The sequence below is a fragment of the Streptomyces sp. WAC04114 genome (assembly GCF_019733245.1).
Classification (GTDB): Bacteria; Actinomycetota; Actinomycetes; order Streptomycetales; family Streptomycetaceae; genus Streptomyces; species Streptomyces massasporeus_A.
Window position 1 is genome coordinate 39,719 of the sequence record NZ_JAIGQA010000011.1, and the last position, 22,570, is coordinate 62,288.

Here is a 22,570-nt window from a genome sequence, read left to right on the forward strand (position 1 = left end):
CCACAGCAGCTGCGGGGCGCCACCGCCCGCGAGTGCGCGTACTCGGGCGGCGGCACCGTTCGTCCAGGGTGGGTTCGAGCTGTTCAGCGCCTGGTCCCCATCCCGATGAGGGTGCGTTCGTACGGGTCGGGCAGCGCGCCCTGGACGGACGTCGCGATGCCCGCGACGAGCTTCTGGTGCACCAGCGGGATGACCGAGTCGGTGCCGAGGACGGCCGCCTCCGCCTTCATGGCGGCGTCCTGCCGCTCGGCGGTGCCGGACTCGGCCTGGGCGGCGGCGACCAGCTTGTCCACCTTCTTGTCGCACAGGAACGACAGGTTGTTGGAGCCGTCGCAGGTGTAGTCGCTCGCGAGGACGGTGACCGGGTCGCCGGTGTCCAGCATCATGTTGCGGGAGAAGACCGCGGCGTCGAACTTGCCGCCCAGCAGGTCGCCTTCGAGGCGCGCATACGTGCGCACCTCCAGCTTCACCTCGAACCCCGCCTTCTCCAACTGCTGTTGGAGCACCTGGGCGGTCTCCGGCAGCTCGGGCCGGTCGCTGTAGGCGGCCAGGGTGATGCGCTCGCCGCCGGGGCGGGTCGCCCGCGCCCGCCCGGTCGGTTCGACGCGCTTGCCGGCGGCCCAGGTCAGGGCCGGGCCGAACAGGCCCTGCGCGGGCACGGCGTACCCCTCGTAGGCGCCCTTGGCGATGACCGAGGTGTCGATCGCCTCGCGTGCGGCCGCCCGCAGCCCCGCGTCGGTGAACGCGCCGGACTTGGTGTTGAGGTACAGGCTGGTGTTGCGGGCGGTGTCGACCTCGTGGACCTCGTCCTTGTCCAGGGAGGCGACCTGGGCGACGGGCAGGGACTCGGCGATGTCGACGTCGCCGGTGCGCAGGGCGTTGGCGCGGGCGGTGCCGTCGGAGACGAACCGGGCGGTGACGCCGGACGCCTGGGCCCGGCCGCCCCAGTAGTCGTCGAAGCGGTTCAGCGTGGCCGCGGTGTCACCGTCGATCTTGGTGAGTGCGAAGGGGCCGGTGGCGGTGCCTTCGACGTTCACCGTGCCCTTCCTGTCGTACGCCTTGGGCGCGAACACCGCCAGGGAGGGGTTCGACAGTCGCAACGGCAGGACGGGGTCGGCCTCGGCGGTGCTGACCCGGACCCGCTGGTCGTCCTCGGCCGCGGCGGTCAGTTTCACTCCCGCGAGCGCCGCCGGTGCCGGGTCGGCCCTGCCGGCGGCGGTGAGGGCGGCGGCGACGGCCTCGGCGGTGACGGCCTCGCCGTCCTGGAACCTCGCGTCCCGCAGGGTGAACAGCCAGCTCTTGCCGCCGTTCTCCCTGCTCCACGACTCGGCCAACGCGGGGACCGCCGTGCCGTTCGCGTCCAGCTTGGTCAGCCCTTCGATGACGCCGAGCCGGGACAGGATCATCGCGTCCTGGCCGTACGGCGAGTAGTTCTCGGTCGGGGCGAAGGGCAGGGCGACGCGCAGCCGGGCGCCGTTGCCGGAGCCGGAGGAGGCCGACGCGTCGTCACCGGACGACGCGAAACAGCCGGAGAGCAAGGGCAGCACGAACAGCCCGGCTATAAGCCGGCGGGGAGTTCTCATAGCGTATATGAATACCATTTTCGTTATGTGAGTGGTATTTCGAAGTGCACGACGCCGCTGCCTCCGCCGGGCACCTCCTCCCGCTCGTCGCAGACGGCCTTGCCCAGTGCCCGCCACAGGCCCAGCGCGCCCGGGGAGTGCGGATAGGTGTGCAGGTACACGGACCTGTATCCGCCGTCGGTCCGGGCGAACTCCAGCAGGCGGTCCACCAGTTGACGGGCCAGGCCGCGCCGCCGGTGCTCGGGGCGTACGTACACCCGCCGCAGCTGGGCCGTCTCGCCCGAGGGGAACCGCTCGGCCAGCCACCGCGGGTTCGGCGGGTGCTCCGGGCCGCGCGCGTCCAGTGCCGCCGTGGCCGCGACCGTCCCGTCCCGCTCGTCCACGGCCACCAGGAGGGCGTGCCGGGGCGGCGTCACGTAGAACGGCACCGGATCGATGATGTCGGCGTGCCAGCGCGGCACGTAGCCCGTGCCGAAGTCGCGGTACACGGCGTCGAGCATCACCGCCCGGGCCCCGTCGATGTCGGCCGCGGCGGCTTCCCTGATGCTGTAGTCGCGCATTTGCGCATCATATGCAAGAAGGGTTCGCGCCTCAGGCGGGGGCCGCGGGCGTGATGTGGCTCAGCACGCACAGCCAGCGGCCCTGCCGCCGCACGAACACATCCGTCGTCCACTCGTCGGCGTCGTAACGCTCGCCCTCGTAGTGGGCGGTGTTCGTCACCCGGCACGTCACCAGCGCGGTGTCTCCATGGACGCGGACGCGGGGATCGGTCCTGAGGTCCATCGCCGAGTGGGTGAGCGCGCCGGACGCCAAGAGGGAGAGGAACTTCTCCCGCGGGTCGATCCCGGACGCGGAGACGATGACCCACTCGTCCGCCATGAACCCCGCGATCCGCGCGGGGTCGTCGGAGACGATCGCCTCGGCCCAGCTCTTCGCCAGCCGGACGAGCTGGAGTTCATCTGCAGGATCGGGCTTTTCGCTCATGTCGCGGCGGTGGTCGTGCCGGGGCGGCCGCTCAGCTCTCGGACGGGGCGAGCAGCACGAAGTCCGCGTTGGCAGGGTCGAGGCAGACGGCGAGCCGTCCGACACCCTCCATGTCCACCGGGCCCATCTGCACGCTGCCGCCGTTCCCGGTGACCTGGGCCACCGCGGCGTCGCAGTCCTCCACGGCGAAGACCGGGTGCCAGTACGGCCGTCCGCCCGTCACGGTCAGGTCCTCCTTGCCGAGCTGCATGAGCCCGCCCTGCATCCGGTCCTCGGGGAGCCCCGCCGGGGTGATCAGGGTGTACGTGCCCGCCCCGCCCGGCAGCGGCATGTCGCTGAACTGCCAGCCGAAGAGGCCGCCGTAGAAGTCCCGCGCGCCCGCGGCGTCGGTCGTGTACAGCTCGGTCCACGACAACGAGCCCGGCTGGTCCACCAGCTCCATGCCCTTGTTCGTGCCCGGCTCCCAGACCGCGAACTGACCGCCCAGCGGGTCGCTGTACTGCGCCATCCGGCCCCAGTCGTCGAGGTCCATCGGCGAGACCCGCACGGTGCCGCCCGCCTGCTGCACGGCCTGCGTCGTGGCGTCCGCGTCGGTGACGCTGTAGTAGAGCATCCAGGCCGGACGCGCGCCCTCCTCGGTGAGCTTGCCGAGCCCGGCGACGATCTTGCCGTCCTTCTTGAACATCCCGCCCTCGAAGTCCTCGCTCTCGCCCATGGACTCGTAGTCCCAGCCGAGGACGGCGCCGTAGAACGCGGCGGCGGCCGGGACGTCCGGAGCGCCCAGGTCGAGCCAGCAGGGGGAACCGGGGACGTAGTCCGTCGTGATCATGGCGATGTTTTCCCTTCCGCGGGGCCTGTGTGCCCAGCGTGACACCGCCCGTCGCCCGTCGCCCGTCGGCCGCTCGCCGTTCGGGGGACCCCGGCCGACGCCGGGGGCGGCGTCAGTGGACGGACAGCCCGCCGTCGACGAAGACCGACTGCCCGGTGACATAGGCGGACGCCGCGCTCGCCAGGAAGACCGCCGCGCCCGCGAAGTCCTCGGCGAGGCCGTTGCGCCCGATCATCGTGCGGGCGGCGAGGGCGGCCACCTTCTCCGGGTCCGAGGACAGCCGCGCGTTGAGCGCTGTCATGACGAAGCCCGGCACGAGGAGGTTGCAGGTCACCCCGCGCGGCGACCACGCCTCGGCCTGGGAACGCGCCAGTGCCTCCAGCCCGCCCTTGGAGGCGCCGTAGGCGCCGCTCTGGACGAACGCGCGATGCGCCTGCTGCGAGCTGATGTGGATGATCCGCCCGTACCCGCGCTCCGCCATGCCGGGGCCGAAGCGCTGCCCCAGCAGGAACGGAGCCTCCAGGTTGACCGCCATCGTGGCGTCCCAGACGTCCTCGCCGAGCTCGTCCATCGGCGGACGCAGGTTGATCCCCGCGCTGTTGACGAGGACGTCGGGCTCCCCGAACACCCCTGCAGCCCGCTCGGCGGCCGTCCGCACCCCCTCGCGGGTGCTCAGATCCGCGCTGACCCACGAGGCGCGGCAGCCCTGGGCCGTGAGCTCCTCGGTCGTCGCGGCCAGCCCGGCCTCGCCGCGGGCCACGACCACCACGCTCGCCCCGGCCCGCGCGAGGGCGCCGGTGATGGCGCGGCCGATCCCGGAACTGCCGCCGGTGACCACCGCGACCCGGCCCTCCAGGGAGAACAGCTCGGAGAGGTAGTCCCGTGGCGCGTGGGACGGCGAAGTCGCCCCCGTCTGCCGGGACGGCCGGGTCGGCTCGGGCGATGGCGTCGGGTGGGTCGTCATGGCGACCCACTCTAGGTCGATCGTCCGGCCGGCCGTCGAGCGGTGCCGGTCGCTCCGCGGGAGCGCCCGGCGAGCCTTCGCCGACCCCTCGCACGCATACCCCTGGGGGGTATATAGTCGGCCTCATGGACCACACCGCTCATGAACCTGGGAAGCATCGGCACGGGACCGCGTCCTGGGGGACCGCCGTGAAGGCGACGCTGCACTGTCTGACCGGGTGTGCGATCGGCGAGATCCTCGGCATGGTGATCGGCACGGCCGCGGGATGGGGCAACGTGCCCACCATGGTGGTGGCGATCGGGCTCGCGTTCCTCTTCGGCTACTCGTTCACCCTGTTCGCGGTCCTGCGCGCCGGCCTCGACCTCAAGGCCGCGATCCGGGTCGCCCTCGCCGCGGACACGGTCTCGATCGCGGTGATGGAACTCGTGGACAACCTCATCATCGCCCTCACCCCGGGCGCGATGGACGCCGAACTGTCGGAGGGTCTCTTCTGGTACGCCCTCCTGGGCGGCTTCGCGGTCGCCTTCCTGATCACGACCCCGGTCAACAAGTGGATGATCGGCCGCGGCAAGGGCCACGCCGTGGTCCATGCCCATCATTGACGCGACGTCACGTCTCGCACGGGGCCGGGGGAGCCCGGCCGGACCAGAAGCCGTCGACCTGGTTTCCGAGCCGAGCCGGGGGAACTCGGCGCGCTTCAGCCCTTGAGCAGGCGCACCTGGCCGTCGGGGAGTTTCGGCCACCAGTGGTGGTAGCGGCGGTAGACCTCGGGGTCGCGGTCGGCCAGCAGGGCCGTCAACGACGCGGCCTCCTCGGCGAGTCCGTCCCACACGGTGGTCGGCAGGTCGTGGAAGGCCGTGGCCTCGATGCCGCCGTCGAGCGCGCGCCACGCGCCGGCGACCCGGCCGTCGACCAGCAGCGTGGGCAGCACGTCGCCGTTCACCCGGATCACCAGACGGCGATACGCCGGGGGGATCACGCGGCTGCGGTCGCCGTGGGCCAGCAGGACGCTGTCCCACATGGCCATGAGCCGGGGCGGGGCGGGAGTGTCCGCCGGTGGGCGCGAGGCGCCCGGCACGTCGTACAGAACGGTCCCGTCGGGGCCCCGCAGTTGCTGCACGGCGTCGCCGAGGGCGAGCAGCGCACGGCGTACCGGCGCCCGCGGCACCATGGCGAACTGTGCGACGTCCGCCACCGACGCGGGCCCGAAGCCCGCCAGATAGCGCAGGACGAGGTGGTTCAAAGCCTCCGCCATCGTCTCCCGCCCTTCGGGGACGGGGCCGGTCCGCGCCGCGGCGAACGACGACCGGGGGCCGAACGACCACGGTCCGCCGGTCGGGACGTGGAGCAGCGGCGCGTACGCCTTGAGCCCCCACCACGCCCCGGCCTTGCGCTCCTCACCGACCCGCCGCGCCAGCCAGTCCTGCACCTCGGCGGCCGTCCGCGGCCGGTCCGCGAAGTCCAGCAACTCGGGGACCAGCGCCTGGCCGTCGGCCGGCGGGAGCCCCACCGCGGCGAAGCGGTACCCGAGCCGGGACGCGTACAGCGTCTGCTGCATCGCCTCCCGGAACAGCTGGTAGTCGTCCGCGTGGACCGCGTGCAGCGTGATCCGCATCAGGGTCGCCTTGACCACCGCGCGTTCCGAGAAGGCGGCGTCCAGCTCGGCCGGCGCGAACCCGGCCAGCCGGTTCCACAGCGCGACGTAGGGCGAAGCGGCGTGCTGCGCCTGGAGTGCCACCACGCGACGCACCGCCTCCCCGGCCCCCATCGCCTCCCGCCCCAGCAGCAACTGGCGGCCGAGGGTGGCTCGATTGAGCTCCTGCGCGGTGATGTCCACGCGGGGGATTCTGCCGTGGCCCTGCCGGAGGCCCCCACTCCACGGCAGTGGTCTGGATCACACGTCCCGTCACTCCAGGCGCCGCACCGACTGCCGGGTCACCGACCGGGTGCTCGGCGCCACGTGGTCGTCACCCGCGCGCCGGTTCGATGTTCTGGTTGGCGTGGAAGAGGTTGTCCGGGTCGTAGGTCCGCTTGATCCTGGCGAGCCGGTCGTAGTGGTCGCGGTACGTCGCCCGGACCCGTTCCCGGCCCTCGCCCGAGCCCATGAAGTTCACGTACGAGCCGCCCATGGAGTACGGGTGCAGCGCCTCCTGGTAGTCCACGCACCACTGCCTGATCGTCGCGGCGTTGGCCGGGTCGGGATCGACACCGGCGAAGACGCCGGACCAGAGCGCGTCCCGGTAGCTCCACGCGGTGTCGTCGGGGCCGACCTGGTGGGCGGCTCCGTCGATCGGGTAGAGGTGCATCAGCGACAGCGGTGTGGGGATGCTCCGCCCGTACTCGAGGTGCACGTCCAGGGCCGCGTCGGGGATGCTGTCGAAGAAGTCGCCCCGCCAGTACCACTGGTAGCCGGTCGGGATCAGCTCGTCGAACATGCCCTGCAGCTGGTCGTACGGCATCGGCGTCGTGAAGTGGAAGGCCGGCCGGCCCGCGTCGTTCACCACCGAGAGGGTGTCGTCGAGCGCGTCCAGGTCCCCCGTGAGGCACCATACGACGCCGCACACCTTCTTGCCGTGGAGTTCCTCGGGGAAGGGCGGGGCGGGCGGGACGACGAGGACGGCGAAGAAGCCGTAGACGTCCTCGGGTGCCTGCGGGAGGAACTCGCGGTACCAGGCCAGCACTTCACGGGTGCTGTCGACCGGCCAGACCGTCACCCCGGCCCCGACCGTGCCCACCGGGTGCAGCCGGTAGGTGAGGGCGGTCGCGATGCCGAAGTTGCCGCCGCCGCCCCGCAGGGCCCAGAACAGGTCCGGGTGCTCGGTTTCGCTCGCGGTGACGAAGCTGCCGTCGGCCAGCACCACGTCCGCGGCGATCAGGTTGTCCACGGTCAGCCCGTACTTGCGGGTGAGGTAGCCGTGGCCGCCGCCGAGGGTGAGGCCCCCGACGCCCGTCATGGAGATGATGCCGGTAGGGGTGGCGAGTCCGAAGGCCTGGGTGGCGTGGTCGAGGTCGCCGAGCCGGCTGCCGCCACCCACCTCGGCTGTCCGCGCCTCCGGGTCGACCCGCACCCAGCGCATCGGCGAGAGGTCGACCGTCACGCCGTCGTCCACCAGGCACAGACCGGGGCCGCTGTGCCCGCCGCCCCGCACTGCGAGTTCCAGGCCGTGCTCGCGGACGTAGCCGACCGCCGCCATCACGTCGGCGGCGTCCGTGCACGGCACGAGGGCGGCGGGCCGTTTGTCGATCATCGCGTTGTAGATCTTGCGCGCCTCGTCGTATCCGGCGTCCCGAGGGCCGATCACCGGCCCCCGCAGCGTGGTGCGCATGTCTTCCAGGGTGGCGGTGTCCATGACGATCTCCTCGGAACGCGTGACCGTGTCGACACCTTCCAGCCTCTCGCCGACCGCGGAACGACGCATGTCCGGAGCATGCACCGGCCCGGCGGGGTGCCGTTCCCGGTTCCGACCCCCCGTGCGGAAGCCCGCGTCAGGCCAGGGCGACCTCAACCGGCGGCTTCTTGACGCCGTTGACGAAATTGGAGCGGACCCTCGGGACGTCACCGGTGAGGCGGATGTCCGCCGGGCGCGGGATCAGCTCCTCGAACACGATGCGGATCTCGATGCGGGCGAGCAGGTTGCCCAGGCGCGGGTGGGGGCTGCCCTTGCCGAAGGTGACGTGGTCGTTGTCGCGGCACGCGACGTCGAAGTCGTGGTCATCCGTGAGCGACACCGCTCCCACCCTCGTCCTGACCCGCGGACAGGTGCTCACCTGGGGCGCCGGGTTCACCGTCGCCGAGGGCATCGCCGTGCGCGGCCGGGACATCCTGGCCTCCGGCAGCGGCGTGGAGGTGCCGCCCTGGCCGGACCCGGCACCCGGATCGTCGAGCTGGGCGGCCGGACCGTGCTGCCCGGCATCAACGACTCGCATCTGCACGGGGCCGCCTGCGGCACGACGAAACCGACGTTCCCGCCTCGACGTCGGCCACCCGGCGGCGCGTTCCCTCGCCGCTGGTGATGAGTTGGACTGTCTATCCAAGTACTGGACGTGTGGTCTAAAGTGGGTGGGAGTCGAGAGGGGGATGGATGAGCAGTGAGCCTGATGCCGAGCGGGACGCGATCCTCGCCGCGCTGAGGCCGGTCGTGGGCGGGATCGCCGCGACCTTCGGGCCGGTGTGCGAGGTCGTGCTGCACGACTACCGCAACCCCGAGGTGTCGGTGGTCGCCGTGGCCGGATCCCTGACCGGGCGCGTGGTCGGTGGCGCGATGAGCGAGATCGGCATGCGCGTCCTCGCCCGTGGCGACGAGGCGGAGGACGAACTGAACTACGTCACCCGTACCCGCGACGGCACACGGGTGAAGTCCTCCACGATGGTGCTGCGGGACTCCACGGGAGCCGTGTTCGGCGCCCTCTGTGTCAACGTCGACGTCGGTGCCGTCACCCAGGTCCACGGCCTGCTCGGCGCGCTCGCCGGACTCGGCGCCGCCCCGGCGGAGCTGCCGACCACCACCTTCGGCAACGACATCGACGCCGTGGTCGATGCCCTCGTCGACGTCCACCAGTCGAAGCAGCGGGGCAGCTGGGCGGAGCTCGACCGCGCGGAGCGCCTGGAGCTGTTCGACGGGCTGGACACCCGCGGAGTCTTCGCCGTGCGCGGCGCCGTCGAGCAGGTCGCCGCCCGGCTCGGCATCTCCCGCGCCTCCGCCTACAACTACCTCTCCCGGGCCCGGGCGGCCCACGACACTTCCACCGGAGGACCCGCGTGACGACCACCACCCCACCGGTCACCCTCGACGACGTCCGCGATGCCGCCGCCCGCCTCAAGGGCGTCGCCCACCGCACCCCCGTGCTGCGCTCCCGCACCCTCGACGCCCTCACCGGCGCCGAAGTCCACCTCAAGTGCGAGAACTTCCAGCGCGTGGGCGCCTTCAAGTTCCGCGGCGCCTACAACGCCGCCTCCCGCCTCACCCCCGAGCAGCTCTCCCGGGGGATCGCCGCCTACTCCTCCGGCAACCACGCCCAGGCCGTCGCCCTGGCCGCCCGCGAGCTGGGCACCACCGCGGTCATCGTGATGCCGGAGGACGCCCCGCCGTCCAAGCGGGCGGCCACCGCCGGCTACGGCGCCGAGATCGTCACGTACGACCGCTACACCGGCGACCGCGTCGCCATCGCCGAAGCCCTCGCCGCCGAACGCGGCCTCGCTCTCATCCCGCCGTACGAACACCCCCACGTCATGGCCGGGCAGGGCACGGCCGCACTCGAACTCCTCGAAGAGGTCGGAGAGTTGGACGCGCTGCTCACGCCGGTCGGCGGTGGCGGGCTGATGGCGGGCAGCGCCACGGCGGCCAAGGGCCTGCATCCCGGCATCCGCACCATCGGCGTCGAGCCGGAGGCCGGGGACGACACGAAGCGCTCGCTGGAGGCCGGCCGGCGCGTCAGCATCCCGGTCCCGCACACCATCGCCGACGGCCAGGCCCTGCACACACCCGGCGAGCTGACCTTCTCGGTCAACCAACGGCTCCTCGACGACGTCGTCCTGGTCACCGACGACGAGATCCGGGACGCGATGCGGTTCGCCTTCGAGCGCCTGAAGATCGTCGTCGAGCCGAGCGGCGCCACCCCGCTGGCGGCCCTGCTCACCGGCCGTGCGGGCGCACTGCCCCGCCGGGTCGGCGTCGTCATCTCCGGCGGGAACATCGACGCCGGGCGCTTCGCCGAGCTCTGCGGCAGCGGCGGCTGAGCGGACGTTCCCCGAATGGCGTCCCCGGGTGGCAGGACGGACGATTGAGTGGTAGCGGGCCGGCCGTCGACGGCGGTGTCCAGGGCCGCCGGGGAGAGCCGGCCCCGGCCGCGGTATGCCGCGGCCGGAAGGGAGCGCGTCATGTTGGAAGTGAAGACGCTCGACAAGCCCGATGAGCGGCGTGATTTCCCCCGCGGCCACCTCGAAGCAGTCCACATGACGGAGCTCGACTTCGCCGTGGCCACCTTCGAGCCCGGCTGGCGCTGGACGGAGTCCGTGGGCCCGATCGCGGGCACCGCGACCTGCCAGATGCATCACTACTGCTGCATGGTCCAGGGCCGCATGCACATCCTCATGGACGACGGCGGGGAGACCGAGGTCGGTCCCGGCGACATCTTCGTCGTCTCGCCCGGTCACGACGCCTGGGTGGTGGGGGACGAACAGGTCGTGGTCTACGACTTCGAGGGGCAGACGGCGAAGGAGTACGCGAAGAAGGAGTAACGAGCCCCGCCCTTGCCCTCGGAAACCGATCGGTTTACGCTTCCCGTCATGGGAAACCGATCGGTTTCCGTGCTGTGGGCAATGAGTGGAGACTCCCATGACCGCCATCGAAAATTCCGTCGCCCTGGTCACCGGCGGCAGCCGCGGCATCGGCCGGGCGCTGGTCGAGGCCCTGTACGAGCGGGGCGCGCGGAAGGTGTACGCGACCGCCCGCGACCCCCGCACCGTCACGCACCCCGACGCCGTACCGCTGGCCCTGGAGGTGACCGACCCCGAGTCCGTCGCCGCGGCCGCCGAACGGGCACAGGACGTCACCCTGCTGATCAACAACGCCGGTGCGTCGGTGAACGCCAACTTCCTCGACTCGCCCGTGGAGGACGTGCGCCGCGAGTTCGAGACCAACTTCTACGGGCCGCTCCTGGTGACCCGGGCCTTCGTCCCCGTCATCGAGCGCAACGGCGGCGGCCACATCCTCAACGTCCACTCCGTGCTGTCCTGGATCGGCCTCGCCGGCTCCTACAGCGCCTCCAAGGCCGCCTTCTGGTCGCAGACCAACTCGCTGCGCCTGGACCTCAAGCCGCGGGGGATCGACGTCACCGGCCTCCACGTCGGCTACGTGGACACGGACATGACCGTCGGGGTCGACGCCCCCAAGTCCAGTGCCGGATCCGTCGCGGCCCAGGCCCTCGACGGCATCGCCTCCGGCGCCTACGAGGTCCTGGCCGACGACATCTCGCGGCAGGTCAAGGCCGGGCTCGCGGCCGACCCGGCCGCCCTCTACCCCCAGCTCACCGCTGCCTGATCACACCGGCAGCAACCGCGCCACCAGTGCGCTCAACTGCCGGGCGTTGCGGCACTCGTGCATCGTGACCAGCTCGGCGTAGGCGGGCGCGACGGAGTCGCCCGTGCCCCAGCGGGAGCGCTGCTCCGGGTTCAGCCAGTGGACGCGGCGGGCGCGTTCGGCGATCTGCCGCACGGCGGGCAGGTTCGGGTCGCTCCGGTTCGTGCGGGCGTCACCCAGCACGAACACGGTCGTGCGCGAACCGACCGCGTCCGCGTACCGCTCGGCGAACTCGCCCAGCGCCATGCCGTAGTCGCTGCTGCCGTGGTAGCCCATGATCGCCGCCTCCCCCTGGATCCGGCTGCTCAGTCCCTCCGGGTCGGCCCGGCCGCGCTCCAGCAGGCCGGTCACCTCGTCGATGCGGTTGACGAAGGCGAACACCCGCACCTTGCTGAACTGGTCGTGCAGCGCCTGCACCAGCAGCATCGTGAAGTCGGAGAAGCCGGAGACCGACCCCGACACATCGCACAGCAGCACCAGTTCGGGGCGCATGGGACGCCGCCTGCGCAGCACCGGCTTCATCGGCACCCCGCCCGTGGACAGCGAACCGCGCAGGGTCCGCCGCAGATCGATCGCGCCCCGCGAGGCGCGACGGCGCCGGGCGGCCAGCCGGGTCGCGAGCTTGCGCGCCAGGGGCTGGACCGTCCTGCGCAGCTCGGCCAGCCGGTCCTGCCCGGCGAACAGGAAATCGACCCGGTCGGCGGTCGGGGCCACCCCCCGCCGGGCGATCTCGTCCCGGCCGCGCCGCTCGGCGACCCGCCGCCGCGCCTCCGCCGCCACCAGAGCGCGGAAGACGTCGATGCGCCGCCGGACCTCGTCCTCCAGCAGCCGGTCCGCGAACCCCTGATTCCCGCCCTGCCCCCGGATGTTGTCGCGCACCCGGGCCAGCAGCGTCTGCGGCCGCAGCCGTTCGAGCGTCTGGTACGACGACCAGCCGTCCGACTCCGGCGAGGAACCGTAGCCGCCGAAACCGTCGACCGCCTCGATCGCCAGCCGGCCCAGCAACGCCCGGTCGTCGGCGGTCAGGGCGTCGGCCAGCCGGTCCCGCAGGTCCGCCCGCCCGGCGGCTCGCTGATCAGGGCCGCCCACGCCGCGCGGAAAGTAGAGGTCGAAGACCGGGTCGAACACCTGCCGTTGTCCGTGCCCGTGCAGCAGGGTCGCCGCGAGCCCCTCGCGCAGCAGCTCCCGGTCCGCGAGGCCGAGTTCCCCGACCGCTCGCGCCGCGTCGACGCTCTCGCCGGTGCCGATCCGCATGCCGTGCGCGCGCAGCGCCCCGACCAGGGACGTCAGCCGCTCGGCGACGCCCGCCGACGTCGTCACAGGGCGTCCAGGTCGAGCTTGGCCGAAGCCTTGAGGACGTCGTCCTGGTGCTTGAGCAGCACCCCGAGCGTGGCCCGCACGACCGTCTCGTCGAGGGAGTCGGCGCCGAGGGTGAGCAGGGTGTGCGCCCAGTCGACGGTCTCGGCGACCGACGGCACCTTGCGCAGGTCCATCGCCCGCAGCGCGCCCACGACCCGCACGACCGAGCGGGCCAGCGCCTCGTCGAGGCCGGGCACCTTCAGCCGTACGATCCGGCGCTCCAGCTCCTCTTCGGGGAAGCCGATGTGCAGGAAGAGGCAGCGCCGGCGCAGCGCCTCGGACAGCTCCCGGCTGGCGTTGGACGTGAGAACGACGAAGGGGCGGCGCGTCGCCGTGATCGTGCCCAGCTCGGGGACGGTCACCTGGAAGTCGCTGAGCACCTCCAGCAGCAGGCCCTCCACCTCGACGTCCGCCTTGTCGGTCTCGTCGATCAGCAGCACCGTCGGGTCGTCGCCCCGGATCGCGGTCAGCAGCGGTCGCGGCAGCAGGAACTCCTCGCTGAAGATGTCCGTACGGGCCTCGTCCCACGTCTCGTCGCGGCCCGCGCTGATGCGCAGGAGCTGCTTGGCGTGGTTCCACTCGTACAGGGCGCGGGACTCGTCGACCCCCTCGTAGCACTGCAGGCGGACGAGCCGCGCCCCGGCCACCGCGGCGACGGCCTTGGCGAGTTCCGTCTTGCCGACTCCGGCCGGGCCCTCCACCAGGAGCGGCTTGCCGAGCCGGGCAGCGAGGAAGACGGTGGTGGCGACGGCGGGGGAGGCGAGGTAGCCGGTCTCGGCGAGGCGTGCGGAGACGTCGTCGACGGATGTGAACAACGGGGCCTCCAGAACGGCGGCGTGGGACGGACGGACAGACGGAGCACTATCTAAGCGCTTGTTCACCCACGCTGTCACGGGGGTCTCGTCCGGGCGATTGGTTAAACCGATCGGTTTCCATGCCGCCCGGTGCGCGGTACTCTCGCCCGTATGGCCACAACCGACAAGGCGTCCACCAGGGACCGGCTCCTCGACGCGGCGGCCGAGCTGTTCTACCGCGAGGGCGTCTCCCTCGGTGTCGAGACGCTGTGCCGGAGCGCCGGGGTCTCGAAGCGATCCATGTACCAGCTCTTCGCGAGCAAGGACGAGGTCCTCGCGGCGAGCCTGGCCCGACGGCTCCCCGAGTACGAAGAGCGGCTTGCTCCCGGCCCGCAGGAGGAGGCCGCTGCCCCGCGCGAGAGGATCCTGCACGTCTTCGAACGGCTGGAGAAGGCCTCGGCCGAGCCCGCCTACCAGGGCTGCCCCTATCTCGCCGCGCTGGTCGAGCTGAAGGATCCCGAGCACCCGGCGAGCGTCGTCGCCCGCGGGGCGAAGGAGTGGCTGCTCGGCTTCTTCCGCACGCAGGCCGCGGAGGGCGGCGCGCGCGACGCGGGGCTGCTCGCCCGTCAGCTGATGCTGGTCTTCGACGGGGCCAGCGCCCGGGCCGGAGCACGGATCGAGACGCTGGACGGCCTGACCACGGCGACGGTGACCGCGCTGCTGGACGCCTCCGGCATGCGGTAAAGAGGGCGACCGCCACGGCGACCGCCCGTTGCCCCGCACGTGGTGAAGGGGCGGCGGCCACCGTGACCGCCTGTTGTCCTGCCCGAGGTGAAGGGGCGGCCCCCACCGTCACCGCCCGTTGCCCTGCCCGTGGTGAAGGGGCGGTCGCCGCCGTGACCGCCCGTTTGCCCGGCCCTTGTCCTCACGCGGCCGACGTCACCGCCCGCACCGCCGGGGTGCGCAGCACCCGCCGGGCCGTGGCGAGACCCGTGCCCATCGTCACCGCCGCGGCGACCGCCACGACCGCGAGCCGCACCCCGAAGGTCTGCTCCGGCAGCGCCGCGTCGGTGCGGACCACGGTGAACGGGACGGATCCCCGCCAGCGCCGCCACGGTGCCGAAGAAGACCCCGACGGCCGTGAGCACCAGACCCTCCACGCCCACCACGCCCAGCACCGGCCCGGGAGTCGCCCCGGCCAGCCGCTGCCGCCCGAACTCCCGCTCGCGATAACTGGTCACCACATAGAGGAAGTTGACCAGCAGCACCTACACGAACCCGTGCCGTTGACCCGCACGATCCCGCTGTCGGGCCGGTCGCGCCCCGTCGCGCAACTGAGCAGCGTCGACTCGCCGGAACCGGACGGCCCCATGACCGGCGTGAAGGTGCCACGCCCCAGTCCCAGCGTCACCCCGTCCAGGGCGGTCACGGCGCTGTCGGCGCCCGCGTAGGTCTTGGTGACCTTGACCAGCCGCAGCGCCTCCGCCCCGGGACCCGGGGCCTGGTCCTGTCGTGGGCCGGTGCGGAACATCGTCGTCGTCCCCCTTCGTCGACTCGCCCTGTGTCTCGCCCTCGACGCTACGGAGCGGGGGCGTGACCACACTGGCCGCAGAACCCGTATCCCAGGGTGTACTCAGCGACACCCCCGGGGGTACTCGATCTCTCCCGCACGGAAAGGGCTCACGGCATGCAGATCGATCTGAAGGGCCGCACCGCTCTGGTCACCGGCTCCACGCAGGGCATCGGCGCCGCGATCGCCGCCGGTCTGGCCGGGGCGGGCGCCCGGGTGGGCGTCAACGGCCGCTCGCCCGGGCGGGTGCAGGAGGCCGTGGACCGGATGCGGGGCGAGGTGCCGGGCGCCGACCTGGTGCCCGTCGCCGCCGACGTGACCACCGACGAGGGCGCACGGCAGGCGGTGGACGCGCTGGGCCACGTCGACATCCTCGTCAACAACCTCGGCGTCTTCGAGTCCGCCGATCCCCTGGAGATCAGCGACGAGGAGTGGCGCCGCTACTTCGACGTCAACGTCCTGTCGGCCGTGCGCCTCACCCGGCTCGTCCTGCCCGGCATGACCGAGCGCGGCTGGGGGCGCGTCCAGTACATCGCCAGCGACTCGGCGGTCGTCATCCCCGCCGAGATGATCCACTACGGCATGTCCAAGACCGCCCTGCTCGCGGTGAGCCGGGGTTTCGCCAAGCAGGCGGCCGGCACCGGCGTCACCGTGAACTCGGTTATCGCGGGACCAACCCACACCGGCGGCGTCGAGGACTTCGTCTACCAGCTCGTCGACCGTGACCTGCCGTGGGACGAGGCCCAGCGCGCCTTCATGCGGCAGCACCGCCCGCAGTCGCTGCTCCAGCGGCTGATCGAGCCGGAGGAGATCGCCCACATGGTCGTCTACCTCGCCTCCGACCAGGCCTCGGCGACCACGGGCGGCGCCCTGCGCGTCGACGGCGGCTACGTCGACTCGATCCTGCCCTGAGCCCCGGATCAGTCCTCGCCGACCAGGATCACCTCCAGGGTGCGCGGACCGTGCACCCCCTCGACCCGGTCCAGCTCGATGTCACTGGTCGCCGACGGCCCGGAGATCCACGTCAACGGGCGTGCCGGATCGAGGCGTTCGAGTCCCTGCGGCACGGACGACACGACCTGGTCCGGCACCCGCACGACACAGATGTGATGGTCCGGGACGAGGGTGATCCGGCGGCGGCCCTGGTCGGGAGAGCCGTCCAGCACGAGGGTGCCGGTCTCGGCGATCGCGACCGCACAGGCCGTCACCACACTGTCCACCCGGTCCAGTTCCGCCGGGGTGCTCCCGTACCGGTCCGCCACACGCGCCGCCCCGGTCGCCGCCAGCCACCCCTCGTCCAGCCCGGGCGGCACCAGCACCGAAGCCGCCCCACGCTTGTCCAGCAGTGCCCCGATCAGCCCGGCCAGCCCGCCGGGGTCCGTTCGGTGCACGAGCGCCCGGTAGTCCGCCAGGTTCTCGGCGAGCAGATCCACCGTCTGCGCGACGGTCCGCTGACCGTGCTCGCGAAGGTAGTCCCGCGAGACGGGTGTCTCGTCGGCCGGCAGGTCCGCCAGCGCGCGCCGCACCCGCCCCAGGATTCGATCCCTGCTGTTCACCTGTCCCCGTCCTTCCCGCCGTGCGTGCGCTGCCACCAGTCCCGGAAAGGCTCGGCGGGTACCGGCGGCAGGTCCCGGGTCCCGCTCCAGGCCCGGCCGGGGCCGGGCAGCGTCCGGGGATGGAAGCGACGCGTCCGGGAGGCGGCACGCTGGCCCGTGCGCAGCGCGCCCGGATGCAGGAACGCCCAGCGGGCCGCGCGCATCGCTGCCCGCTCGGCGGCATGCCCCTTCGCGGGCCGCAGCACCACCTTGTTGCCCGCCCGCGTGACCTCGCCGCCCTGCACGACCCGCTCCCGCAGGTGCACCAGCACCTCGGGGATGTCGATGGCGACCGGGCAGACCTCGTAGCACGCCCCGCACAGCGACGACGCGTACGGCAGCGAGGCGTCGATCTCGCTGCCCGTGCCCCGCAGCTGGGGGCTGAGGATCGCGCCGATCGGCCCCGGGTACACCGACCCGTAGGCGTGGCCGCCCGCCCGCTCGTAGACCGGGCACACGTTGAGGCACGCCGAGCAGCGGATGCAGCGCAGCGCCTGCCGGCCGACCTCGTCGGCGAGGGTGTCGGTGCGGCCGTTGTCCAGCAGCACCAGATGGAAGTTCCGCGGGCCGTCCTCGTCCGTGGTGCCGGTCCACGTCGAGGTGTAGGGGTTCATGCGCTCGGCCGTGGAGGAGCGGGGGAGGGTCTGCAGGAACACCTCCAGGTCCTGCCACGTCGGCACGATCTTCTCGATGCCGACGACCGAGATCAGCGTCTCGGGCAGGGTCAGACACATCCGGCCGTTGCCCTCGGACTCCACGACCACGAGCGTGCCCGTCTCGGCGACCATGAAGTTGGCGCCGGAGATGCCGACCTTGGCCCGCAGGAACTTCTCCCGCAGGTGCAGCCGGGCCGCCTCGGCGAGTTCGGCCGGTGTGTCGGTCAGGCCCTCGGGGGCGGGGCGGCCCCACTCGCTCATCTCCCGGGCGAAGATGTCCCGGATCTCACCCCGGTTGCGGTGGATGGCCGGGACGAGGATGTGCGAGGGCCGGTCCTTGCCCAACTGCACGATCAGCTCGGCGAGATCGGTCTCGTAGGCGTGGATGCCCTCGGCCTCCAGCGCCTCGTTGAGCCCGATCTCCTGCGTGGCCATCGACTTGACCTTGACGACCTCCGACTCGCCGGTCATCTTCACGAGCCGCGTGACGATCTCGTTGGCCTCGTCCGCGTCGGCGGCCCAGTGCACGACACCGCCCGCGGCCGTCACCGACTCCTCCAACTGCACGAGGTAGCGGTCGAGATGGCGCAGCGTGTGGTCCTTGATGCGCTTGCCCGCCTCGCGCAGCTCGGCCCAGTCGGACACCTCCGACACGGCCTTCGCCCGCTTGGCGCGGATGGTGTGCGTGGCGTGCCGCAGATTGCCGCGCAGGGTCGCGTTCCCCACGGCCGCCCGCGCGGCCTCCGGAAACGCCGGCATCCCGAGATACGTCCCGCTCATAGGGCCGGTTCCTCCTCCGTGCTCGCCAGGATCTCCGCGACGTGCACCGGCCGCATGCCGGTCCGCAGCCGGGCCATCGTCCCGCCGATGTGCATCAGACAGGAGTTGTCGGCCGCGCACAGCACCTCGGCACCCGTCGACTCGGCGTTGCGCACCTTGTCCGCGCCCATCGCCGCCGAGACGTCGGAGTTCTTCAGCGCGAAGGTGCCGCCGAACCCACAGCACTCGTCGGCCCCCGGCAGCTCGGCGAGCTCCAGCCCCTTCACCGCCCGGAGCAGCCGCCGGGGCCGCTCACCGAGCCCGAGTCCGCGCAGCCCGTGGCAGGTCGGGTGGTAGGTCACCTTGTGCGGGTAGTACGCCCCGACGTCCGTCACACCCAGCACATCGACCAGGAACTCGGTCAGCTCGTACGTCTTGGGCACCACCGGCGCCAGCGTGGCCGCGAGGGTGTCCCCGCGCCCCTCGGCCCGGGCCCGCTCGCCCATCCGCGGATACAGCTCCCGCACCATCGCCCCGCACGACCCGGACGGCGTCACGATCGCCTCGTACGCGCCGAAGACATCGGAGAAATGCCGGGCGAGCGGCTCGGCCTCATGGCGGTATCCGGTGTTGTAGTGCGCCTGCCCGCAACAGGTCTGCCCGCTCGGGAAGTCGACGTCGACACCCAGCCTGGTCAGCAGTTTCACCACGGCGCGCCCGGTGTCCGGATACAGCGTGTCGTTGACGCAGGTCAGGAACAGGGCGACACGCATCGCGGCTCCTTGTGGTCGATCATCGGATGAGTGCAGCGTAGTAGGGGGACGAGGCCGGGGGGAGACCCCATCACTCCCCGGCGAGCCGGGCCTGCGCGGCGCGCCACCGCTCGGTCCCGCCCCGGGGCTCGTACCGGGTGAGCGGCTGTGTGGTGACGAGCAGCCGCCGCATTCCGGCCAGGTCACCGACCAGCCCGTGCGCCCGCGCCTGTACGAGGACGTTGCCCAGCGCGGCGGCCTCGGTCGGCCCGGCCACGACCGGCAGCCCGCACGCGTCGGCGGTCAGCTGGCACAGCAGCGCGTTGCGCGTGCCGCCCCCGACCACGTGCACGACGTCGACCGCGTGCCCCGCGAGCCGCTGGGCGTCCTGGACGGCCTTGCGGTGCGCGAGGGCGAGGGAGTCGAGGATGCAGCGCGTCACCTCGGCCGGCGACTCGGGCACCGGCTGCCCCGAGACCCGGCACGCCTCGGCGATCCGCTCCGGCATCCGCCCGGGCTCCAGGAACGCCGAGTCCCCCGCGTCCACGACCGACCGAAGCGCCGGAGCCTTGGACGCCTCCAGCAGCAGCGCGCCCAGGTCCGTCTCGCCCCAGGCCCGCACGCACTCCTGGAGCAGCCACAGCCCCATGATGTTCCGCAGGTAGCGGACCGTGCCGTCCAGGCCCAGCTCGTTGGTGAAGTTGGCGGCCCGGCTCTCCTCGGTCAGCACCGGCGCGTCCAGCTCCAGACCGGCCAGCGACCAGGTGCCCGTGCAGATGTAGGCGAACCGCTCGCCCGACGCGGGTACGGCGGCGACCGCCGAGGCGGTGTCGTGCGACCCCACGGCCGTCACCGGCACCGGACCGGCGAGCCCGGTCTCCTCCAGCACCTCGCCGCGCAGCAGCCCGGCCGGATCGCCGGGGTGCCGCAGCGGCGCGAACAGGTCCAGGTCGATGCCGAGCCGGGAAGCGATGTCGAACGCCCAGTCGCGCGTGCGGGGATCGATCAGCTGGGTCGTGGACGCGTTGGTCAGCTCGGTGCCCTGCTCGCCGGTCAGCCAGTACGTCAGCAGGTCCGGCACCAGCAACAGCCGCCGGGCCTGAGCGAGCTGAGCCGTGGAGCGCGCGGCGGTCAGCTGGTAGAGGGTGTTGAAGGGCGCGTACTGCAATCCGGTCGCCGCGTACAGCTCCGCCGCGGGTACGGTCGCCCACACCTTCTCCGCGACACCCTGCGTCCGGGAGTCGCGGTAGTGCACGGGGTTGCCGAGGAGCGCCCCGTCCGCGTCCAGCAGCCCGTGGTCCACGGCCCAGCTGTCGATGCCGACGGAGTCGAGTCGTCCACCGCAGTGGGCACCGGCCGCCTTCAGGCCGTCCAGCACCCCGGCGTACAGCCCGAGCACGTCCCACCGCAGCCCCTCGGGCACCCGGACGGGCCGGTTGGGGAAGCGGTGCGCCTCGCCCAGCTCCAGCGAGTCCGGGCCGACGCGGCCGACCATGACGCGCCCGCTGGACGCGCCCAGGTCGACCGCGGCGTAGGACTTCACGGTCGCGCTCATCGCAGGAAGGCGGCCGCGACGCCGGCGTCGACCGGGATGTGCAGACCGGTCGTGTGGGTGAGGTCCCCACCGGTCAGCGCGAACACGGCGTTGGCGACGTGCTCCGGGAGCACCTCGCGCTTGAGGATGGTCCGCCGGGCGTAGAACTCGCCCAGCTTCTCCTCCTCCACCCCGTACACCGCGGCCCGCTCGGCGCCCCACCCGCCGGCGAAGATGCCCGAGCCGCGCACGACACCGTCCGGATTGATCCCGTTGACCCGGATGCCGTGCTCGCCCAGCTCGGCGGCGAGCAGCCGCACCTGGTGGGCCTGGTCGGCCTTGGTGGCGGAGTAGGCGATGTTGTGGGGACCGGCGAACACGGCGTTCTTGGAAGCGATGTAGACGATGTCGCCGCCCAGCCCCTGCGCGATCATCACCCGGGCCGCTTCCCGCGACACGAGGAAGGAGCCGCGCGCCATGATGTCGTGCTGGAGGTCCCAGTCCTCGGCGGAGGTCTCCAGCAGCGGCTTGGAGATCGAGATGCCCGCGTTGTTGACGACGAGGTCGACCCCGCCGAAGGCCAGCACGGCCGCCCGGAACGCCTCGGCGATCTGCTCCTCGGAGGTGACGTCCACCGTCACGGCGACGGCCCTGTCGGGGCCGCCCAGCTGCTCGGCGACGGCCTCGGCGTTCTCCGCGTTCAGATCGGCGACGACCACGCACGCGCCCTCGGCCACGAGCCGGTGCGCGATGGCCTTCCCGATGCCACTGCCGGCACCCGTCACCAGCGCCACCCGGGTCGCCAGCGCCTTGGGCTCCGGCATCCGCCGGAGCTTGGCCTCCTCCAGCGCCCAGTACTCGATCCGGAACTTCTCGGACTCCTCGATCGGCGCGTACGTGGACACGGCCTCGGCGCCGCGCATCACGTTGATGGCGTTGACGTAGAACTCGCCCGCGACCCGGGCGGTCTGCTTGTCCTTGCCGAAGGAGAACATGCCCACGCCCGGCACCAGCACGATCGCCGGATCGGCGCCGCGCATGGCGGGGGAGTCGGGCTCGGCGTGCCGCTCGTAGTAGGCGGCGTACTCCTCGCGGTACTCGGCGTGCAGCTCCTTCAGCCGGGCGATCGCCTCGTCGAGCGGGGCACTCGGCGGCAGGTCCAGCACCAGCGGCCGGACCTTGGTCCGCAGGAAGTGGTCCGGGCAGGACGTCCCGAGCGCGGCGAGCCGCGGGTGCTCCGCGCTCGCGAGGAAGTCGAGCACGACCTCGGAGTCGTCGAAGTGCCCGACCTGGGGCCGGTCCTGCGAGGCGAGGGCCCGCACGTACGGGGCGAGCGCGGCGGCCCGCTCCCGCCGCTCACCGGAGCTCAGCGCGGCGTACCCCTCGATCACCGGACCGAAGGGCTCGGCCCCGCCCCGCTCGGCGAGGAACTGCTCGGCGGTCCGGATGATGTGCAGCGAGTTCCGCTCGCACTCCTCGGCGGTGGCCCCCCAGGCGGTGATCCCGTGCCCGCCGAGCACGCACCCGACGGCCTTCGGATTGGCCTCCTTCACGGCGGCGATGTCCAGCCCCAGCTGGAAACCGGGCCGTCGCCACGGCACCCACACCACGCTGTCCCCGAAGCACTCGGCGGTCAGCTTCTCCCCGTCGGCGGCACAGGCGAGCGCGATCCCCGAATCCGGGTGGAGATGATCGACGTGCGCGGCCCTCACCAGCCCGTGCATGGCGGTGTCGATGGACGGCGCGGCCCCGCCCTTCCCGTGCAGGCAGTAGTCGAACGCGGCGACCATCTCGTCCTCGCGCTCGACCCCCGGGTACACGTCCACGAGCGCCCGCATCCGGTCCAGCCGCAGCACCGCGAGCCCGGCCTCGGTCAACGTCCCGAGATCACCGCCGGACCCCTTGACCCACATCAGCTCGACGTCACCCCCGGTCACGGGGTCGGTCTCGGTGCCCTTGGCGGAGGCGTTGCCCCCGGCGTAGTTCGTGTTCCGGGGATCGGCCCCGAGCCGGTGCGACCGGGCGAGAAGAGCGGCAGCTTCGGGATGAACAGCCATGAACAGTTCCTTTGCAACGGAGAGTGTGTACCTCAGGGGCGCAGGGAACTGCGCG

General features: G+C 72.3%; 21 protein-coding genes and 3 pseudogenes. 7 read left to right on the forward strand and 17 right to left on the reverse strand.

Translation table 11 applies throughout. The features are described 5' to 3' along the window. Nucleotides 1–83: 83 nt before the first annotated feature. The 5 genes from K4G64_RS05710 to K4G64_RS05730 all read right to left on the reverse strand — a co-directional run bounded on the left by K4G64_RS05710 (nucleotide 84) and on the right by K4G64_RS05730 (nucleotide 4,360). Complete coding sequence (locus K4G64_RS05710; protein ID WP_221754915.1) at nucleotides 84–1,583, reverse strand: ABC transporter substrate-binding protein; 1,500 nt, start codon at nucleotides 1,581–1,583, stop codon at nucleotides 84–86. A 23-nt stretch (nucleotides 1,584–1,606) separates the two neighbouring features. After that, the gene (locus tag K4G64_RS05715; protein ID WP_221754916.1) at nucleotides 1,607–2,143 is read right to left on the reverse strand and encodes a GNAT family N-acetyltransferase; all 537 of its coding nucleotides are present in this window, start codon (nucleotides 2,141–2,143) and stop codon (nucleotides 1,607–1,609) included. A gap of 31 nt (nucleotides 2,144–2,174) precedes the next feature. Further along, nucleotides 2,175–2,567: a nuclear transport factor 2 family protein gene (locus K4G64_RS05720; protein WP_221754917.1), complete on the reverse strand. Its 393-nt coding sequence runs from the start codon at nucleotides 2,565–2,567 to the stop codon at nucleotides 2,175–2,177. Nucleotides 2,568–2,598: 31 nt separating this feature from the next. After that, a complete protein-coding gene (locus K4G64_RS05725) occupies nucleotides 2,599–3,396 on the reverse strand; it encodes a VOC family protein (protein ID WP_221754918.1) in 798 nt (265 codons plus the stop codon). Nucleotides 3,397–3,508: 112 nt separating this feature from the next. Beyond that, on the reverse strand, nucleotides 3,509–4,360 hold the full coding sequence (locus tag K4G64_RS05730; protein WP_260460058.1) for an SDR family NAD(P)-dependent oxidoreductase: 852 nt from the start codon (nucleotides 4,358–4,360) through the stop codon (nucleotides 3,509–3,511). 125 nt (nucleotides 4,361–4,485) lie between these two features. Here K4G64_RS05730 and K4G64_RS05735 point away from each other — a divergent pair, with 125 nt between their 5' ends. Further along, nucleotides 4,486–4,962, forward strand: a complete 477-nt coding sequence (locus K4G64_RS05735) for a DUF4396 domain-containing protein (RefSeq protein ID WP_221754919.1) — start codon at nucleotides 4,486–4,488, stop codon at nucleotides 4,960–4,962. 95 nt (nucleotides 4,963–5,057) lie between these two features. Here the strand turns inward: K4G64_RS05735 and K4G64_RS05740 are convergent, their stop codons facing one another. The 3 genes and pseudogenes from K4G64_RS05740 to K4G64_RS05750 all read right to left on the reverse strand — a co-directional run. Continuing rightward, nucleotides 5,058–6,197 (reverse strand): winged helix DNA-binding domain-containing protein, encoded by a 1,140-nt coding sequence (locus K4G64_RS05740; RefSeq protein WP_221754920.1) that lies wholly within the window; start codon nucleotides 6,195–6,197, stop codon nucleotides 5,058–5,060. Between the two features lie 130 nt (nucleotides 6,198–6,327). Continuing rightward, on the reverse strand, nucleotides 6,328–7,710 hold the full coding sequence (locus K4G64_RS05745; protein WP_221754958.1) for an FAD-binding oxidoreductase: 1,383 nt from the start codon (nucleotides 7,708–7,710) through the stop codon (nucleotides 6,328–6,330). Nucleotides 7,711–7,846: 136 nt separating this feature from the next. Continuing rightward, nucleotides 7,847–8,071 (reverse strand): annotated as a pseudogene (locus K4G64_RS05750) (cytochrome P450); the annotation flags it as partial. Between the two features lie 371 nt (nucleotides 8,072–8,442). On the opposite strand from K4G64_RS05750, the gene K4G64_RS05755 reads away from it, so the two are divergent. From K4G64_RS05755 to K4G64_RS05770, 4 genes are all read left to right on the forward strand, one after another. After that, nucleotides 8,443–9,123: a transcriptional regulator gene (locus tag K4G64_RS05755; protein WP_221754921.1), complete on the forward strand. Its 681-nt coding sequence runs from the start codon at nucleotides 8,443–8,445 to the stop codon at nucleotides 9,121–9,123. Continuing rightward, complete coding sequence (locus tag K4G64_RS05760) at nucleotides 9,120–10,097, forward strand: threo-3-hydroxy-L-aspartate ammonia-lyase (RefSeq protein ID WP_221754922.1); 978 nt, start codon at nucleotides 9,120–9,122, stop codon at nucleotides 10,095–10,097. The genes K4G64_RS05755 and K4G64_RS05760 overlap by 4 nt, the downstream gene beginning before the upstream one ends. Before the next feature lie 141 nt (nucleotides 10,098–10,238). Further along, the gene (locus K4G64_RS05765; protein ID WP_221754923.1) at nucleotides 10,239–10,598 is read left to right on the forward strand and encodes a cupin domain-containing protein; all 360 of its coding nucleotides are present in this window, start codon (nucleotides 10,239–10,241) and stop codon (nucleotides 10,596–10,598) included. A 97-nt stretch (nucleotides 10,599–10,695) separates the two neighbouring features. After that, the gene (locus tag K4G64_RS05770) at nucleotides 10,696–11,400 is read left to right on the forward strand and encodes an SDR family oxidoreductase (protein ID WP_221754924.1); all 705 of its coding nucleotides are present in this window, start codon (nucleotides 10,696–10,698) and stop codon (nucleotides 11,398–11,400) included. Here K4G64_RS05770 and K4G64_RS05775 read toward each other — a convergent pair whose 3' ends face one another. Both K4G64_RS05775 and K4G64_RS05780 read right to left on the reverse strand, forming a co-directional pair. Beyond that, nucleotides 11,401–12,759, reverse strand: coding sequence for a VWA domain-containing protein (locus tag K4G64_RS05775; protein ID WP_221754925.1), 1,359 nt, complete (start codon nucleotides 12,757–12,759; stop codon nucleotides 11,401–11,403). After that, nucleotides 12,756–13,613, reverse strand: coding sequence for a MoxR family ATPase (locus K4G64_RS05780; protein WP_221754926.1), 858 nt, complete (start codon nucleotides 13,611–13,613; stop codon nucleotides 12,756–12,758). Before K4G64_RS05780 ends, K4G64_RS05775 begins: the two co-directional genes overlap by 4 nt. 150 nt (nucleotides 13,614–13,763) lie before the next feature. Between K4G64_RS05780 and K4G64_RS05785 the strand changes: the two genes are divergently transcribed. After that, nucleotides 13,764–14,336, forward strand: a complete 573-nt coding sequence (locus K4G64_RS05785) for a TetR/AcrR family transcriptional regulator (protein WP_221754927.1) — start codon at nucleotides 13,764–13,766, stop codon at nucleotides 14,334–14,336. Between the two features lie 181 nt (nucleotides 14,337–14,517). Here the strand turns inward: K4G64_RS05785 and K4G64_RS39870 are convergent. Both K4G64_RS39870 and K4G64_RS05795 read right to left on the reverse strand, forming a co-directional pair. Beyond that, a pseudogene (locus K4G64_RS39870) lies at nucleotides 14,518–14,860 on the reverse strand (FtsX-like permease family protein); the annotation flags it as partial. Nucleotides 14,861–14,871: 11 nt separating this feature from the next. After that, a pseudogene (locus K4G64_RS05795) lies at nucleotides 14,872–15,123 on the reverse strand (ATP-binding cassette domain-containing protein); the annotation flags it as partial. A gap of 156 nt (nucleotides 15,124–15,279) precedes the next feature. On the opposite strand from K4G64_RS05795, the gene K4G64_RS05800 reads away from it, so the two are divergent. After that, on the forward strand, nucleotides 15,280–16,074 hold the full coding sequence (locus K4G64_RS05800) for an SDR family NAD(P)-dependent oxidoreductase (RefSeq protein ID WP_221754930.1): 795 nt from the start codon (nucleotides 15,280–15,282) through the stop codon (nucleotides 16,072–16,074). A gap of 8 nt (nucleotides 16,075–16,082) precedes the next feature. Here the strand turns inward: K4G64_RS05800 and K4G64_RS05805 are convergent, their stop codons facing one another. From K4G64_RS05805 to K4G64_RS05825, 5 genes are all read right to left on the reverse strand, one after another. Next, complete coding sequence (locus K4G64_RS05805; RefSeq protein ID WP_221754931.1) at nucleotides 16,083–16,718, reverse strand: lactate utilization protein C; 636 nt, start codon at nucleotides 16,716–16,718, stop codon at nucleotides 16,083–16,085. After that, complete coding sequence (locus tag K4G64_RS05810) at nucleotides 16,715–18,193, reverse strand: LutB/LldF family L-lactate oxidation iron-sulfur protein (protein WP_221754932.1); 1,479 nt, start codon at nucleotides 18,191–18,193, stop codon at nucleotides 16,715–16,717. Before K4G64_RS05810 ends, K4G64_RS05805 begins: the two co-directional genes overlap by 4 nt. After that, nucleotides 18,190–18,945, reverse strand: coding sequence for a (Fe-S)-binding protein (locus K4G64_RS05815; RefSeq protein WP_221754933.1), 756 nt, complete (start codon nucleotides 18,943–18,945; stop codon nucleotides 18,190–18,192). The genes K4G64_RS05810 and K4G64_RS05815 overlap by 4 nt, the downstream gene beginning before the upstream one ends. A gap of 70 nt (nucleotides 18,946–19,015) precedes the next feature. Continuing rightward, nucleotides 19,016–20,479, reverse strand: coding sequence for a rhamnulokinase family protein (locus tag K4G64_RS05820; protein ID WP_221754934.1), 1,464 nt, complete (start codon nucleotides 20,477–20,479; stop codon nucleotides 19,016–19,018). Further along, a complete protein-coding gene (locus K4G64_RS05825; RefSeq protein ID WP_221754935.1) occupies nucleotides 20,476–22,515 on the reverse strand; it encodes a bifunctional aldolase/short-chain dehydrogenase in 2,040 nt (679 codons plus the stop codon). The genes K4G64_RS05820 and K4G64_RS05825 overlap by 4 nt, the downstream gene beginning before the upstream one ends. Nucleotides 22,516–22,570 lie beyond the last annotated feature (55 nt).

Excerpts from the sequence above, each read along its gene's own strand:
- K4G64_RS05710 (WP_221754915.1), bottom strand. The coding sequence starts at position 1,583 with ATGAGAACTCCCCGCCGGCTTATAGCCGGGCTGTTCGTGCTGCCCTTG.
- K4G64_RS05715 (WP_221754916.1), bottom strand. The coding sequence starts at position 2,143 with ATGCGCGACTACAGCATCAGGGAAGCCGCCGCGGCCGACATCGACGGG.
- K4G64_RS05720 (WP_221754917.1), bottom strand. The coding sequence starts at position 2,567 with ATGAGCGAAAAGCCCGATCCTGCAGATGAACTCCAGCTCGTCCGGCTG.
- K4G64_RS05725 (WP_221754918.1), bottom strand. The coding sequence starts at position 3,396 with ATGATCACGACGGACTACGTCCCCGGTTCCCCCTGCTGGCTCGACCTG.
- K4G64_RS05730 (WP_260460058.1), bottom strand. The coding sequence starts at position 4,360 with ATGACGACCCACCCGACGCCATCGCCCGAGCCGACCCGGCCGTCCCGG.
- K4G64_RS05735 (WP_221754919.1), top strand. The coding sequence starts at position 4,486 with ATGGACCACACCGCTCATGAACCTGGGAAGCATCGGCACGGGACCGCG.
- K4G64_RS05745 (WP_221754958.1), bottom strand. The coding sequence starts at position 7,710 with ATGGACACCGCCACCCTGGAAGACATGCGCACCACGCTGCGGGGGCCG.
- K4G64_RS05755 (WP_221754921.1), top strand. The coding sequence starts at position 8,443 with ATGAGCAGTGAGCCTGATGCCGAGCGGGACGCGATCCTCGCCGCGCTG.
- K4G64_RS05765 (WP_221754923.1), top strand. The coding sequence starts at position 10,239 with ATGTTGGAAGTGAAGACGCTCGACAAGCCCGATGAGCGGCGTGATTTC.
- K4G64_RS05770 (WP_221754924.1), top strand. The coding sequence starts at position 10,696 with ATGACCGCCATCGAAAATTCCGTCGCCCTGGTCACCGGCGGCAGCCGC.
- K4G64_RS05785 (WP_221754927.1), top strand. The coding sequence starts at position 13,764 with ATGGCCACAACCGACAAGGCGTCCACCAGGGACCGGCTCCTCGACGCG.
- K4G64_RS05800 (WP_221754930.1), top strand. The coding sequence starts at position 15,280 with ATGCAGATCGATCTGAAGGGCCGCACCGCTCTGGTCACCGGCTCCACG.
- K4G64_RS05810 (WP_221754932.1), bottom strand. The coding sequence starts at position 18,193 with ATGAGCGGGACGTATCTCGGGATGCCGGCGTTTCCGGAGGCCGCGCGG.
- K4G64_RS05815 (WP_221754933.1), bottom strand. The coding sequence starts at position 18,945 with ATGCGTGTCGCCCTGTTCCTGACCTGCGTCAACGACACGCTGTATCCG.
- K4G64_RS05820 (WP_221754934.1), bottom strand. The coding sequence starts at position 20,479 with ATGAGCGCGACCGTGAAGTCCTACGCCGCGGTCGACCTGGGCGCGTCC.
- K4G64_RS05825 (WP_221754935.1), bottom strand. The coding sequence starts at position 22,515 with ATGGCTGTTCATCCCGAAGCTGCCGCTCTTCTCGCCCGGTCGCACCGG.